The organism is Variovorax glucosi, assembly GCF_051216695.1.
Taxonomy (GTDB): Bacteria; Pseudomonadota; Gammaproteobacteria; order Burkholderiales; family Burkholderiaceae_C; genus Variovorax.
The window spans coordinates 1-1,484 of the sequence record NZ_JBPJZE010000080.1 but is presented as its reverse complement, the minus strand read 5'-3'; the positions used below and the strand labels follow the sequence as shown (position 1 = coordinate 1,484).

The 1,484-nt window shown below is 70.7% G+C and carries 1 protein-coding gene; it reads right to left on the bottom strand.

What is annotated here, in order from left to right:
* Nucleotides 1-77 precede the first annotated feature (77 nt).
* Nucleotides 78-1,430: a hypothetical protein gene (locus ACSFA3_RS23035; RefSeq protein WP_435469843.1), complete on the bottom strand. Its 1,353-nt coding sequence runs from the start codon at nt 1,428-1,430 to the stop codon at nt 78-80.
* Nucleotides 1,431-1,484 lie beyond the last annotated feature (54 nt).

Here is a 1,484-nt window from a genome sequence, read left to right as displayed (position 1 = left end):
GTCTCGCGCAATCGGGTTCAACACCGGCGTGCAGTTCATGGGGTACTACACGGCGGTGCTGACGGTGCCGGCGGCGATCAAGGCGTTTGCCTAGGGCCGGTGCGCGGCCTGGATGCCGGCTTGGGCTTGGGCTTCGGCTTGCTCCCGCCGAACATCTTCTCCACCTGCTGCCCCACGCGCGCCCCGATGGCCGTGCCCACGCCCGGCAGCACCGCGCTGCCAATGGCCGCGCCGGTGAGCGCGGCGCCGGTCAGCGACAGCTCGGGCTCGCTCGCGGTGCCGCCGATTTTCAGCGGCACGCCGATCACGCCGTCGACAAGGTCCACCGCGATCTCGCCGTCGAGCTTGCGGTTGAACAGCTTCAGGTTGCCGCTTGCCGTGAGCACGCCCGAGCGGGCCTTGAGGTTGGTGTACTGAATCACCACGCCGTCTTCGGTGCCCTGGGTGTCGAGCGTGCCGGTGAGTTCGTCCAGCTGCGTCGTGCCCCCGCGGCTGACGCCTGCGGTGGCGACGGCCTTGGCCACGTCCAGCTTGGTGAGCGTGGCGGGCTGCACCGAGAAGGTGGTGCGGGTGTGCAGGCTGCGGATCAGCGCGCCCAGTTCCTCGGCGCTCCCGGCCTCGGCCACGAGCGTGGTGTTGCCCGAGAACTTGCCGGCCACCGAGGTGCGGCGGTCGAAGGCCTGCACCAGGCTCTCGATGTCGATCTGGCGCGGCTCCAGCTCGGCCGACAGCTGCAGCTTTCCGCCCGGTAATGTCTCGAAGCGGGAGACGCCGTTCCAGGTGCCACCGCCCGCATCGATGCGGGTGCGCCAGCGGTCCTGTCCGGCTTGGCGGTCGAGGCGCAGGCGCACGGGTGGCGTGACACCGGCGCGCTCGAGCCGGGCCTGGCGCGGGCGCCAGCCGGGGTCGAAGCGGACGTCGCCGTCGTAGGCCAGCGAGATGTCGCGCCGGTCGATCCAGACCACGTCGCGCCAGCGCAGCAGTTCCACGGGCACGGGCGCGAGCGTCCATGGCGCGGGCAGCGCGACGACGTTGCCACTGCCCTCCTGCGGCTTGGGCCCCTTGCCGCGGAACGCCCGCACCGAGGCGCGCGGCAGCACCAGGCTTTCGATTTCGACGTCGTCCACGGCAATGACGCGCTGCAGCAGCGGCGCGAGCTGCAGCCGCACGGTGGCGCGGCGCAGGGTGATGGGGCGCGGCTGGTCGGTGGCGATGTCGGACAGCACCAGCACGGGCACCGGCAGCAGCGACCAGTGGGCGCCGCCGACCTTCAGGGCAACGCCGAAGCGCTTCTCGAAGCCTTCGGCGATTTTCGCGGCCACCTCGTCGTCGGTGGGCAGGCGCGCGCTCACCACCCACACCAGCGCGCCCACGCCCAGCAGCAGTGCAACGGCAATGCCAATGAGCCAGCGGCGGACAGGGTGCTTCATCGATTCAAGGTAACACGCAAAGGCGACTCGGTTTGTCAGTCGCCATCGCTATAG

What these genes read in the sequence shown, in the direction of transcription:
- ACSFA3_RS23035 (WP_435469843.1), bottom strand. Translation starts at nt 1,430, where the DNA reads ATGAAGCACCCTGTCCGCCGCTGGCTCATTGGCATTGCCGTTGCACTG.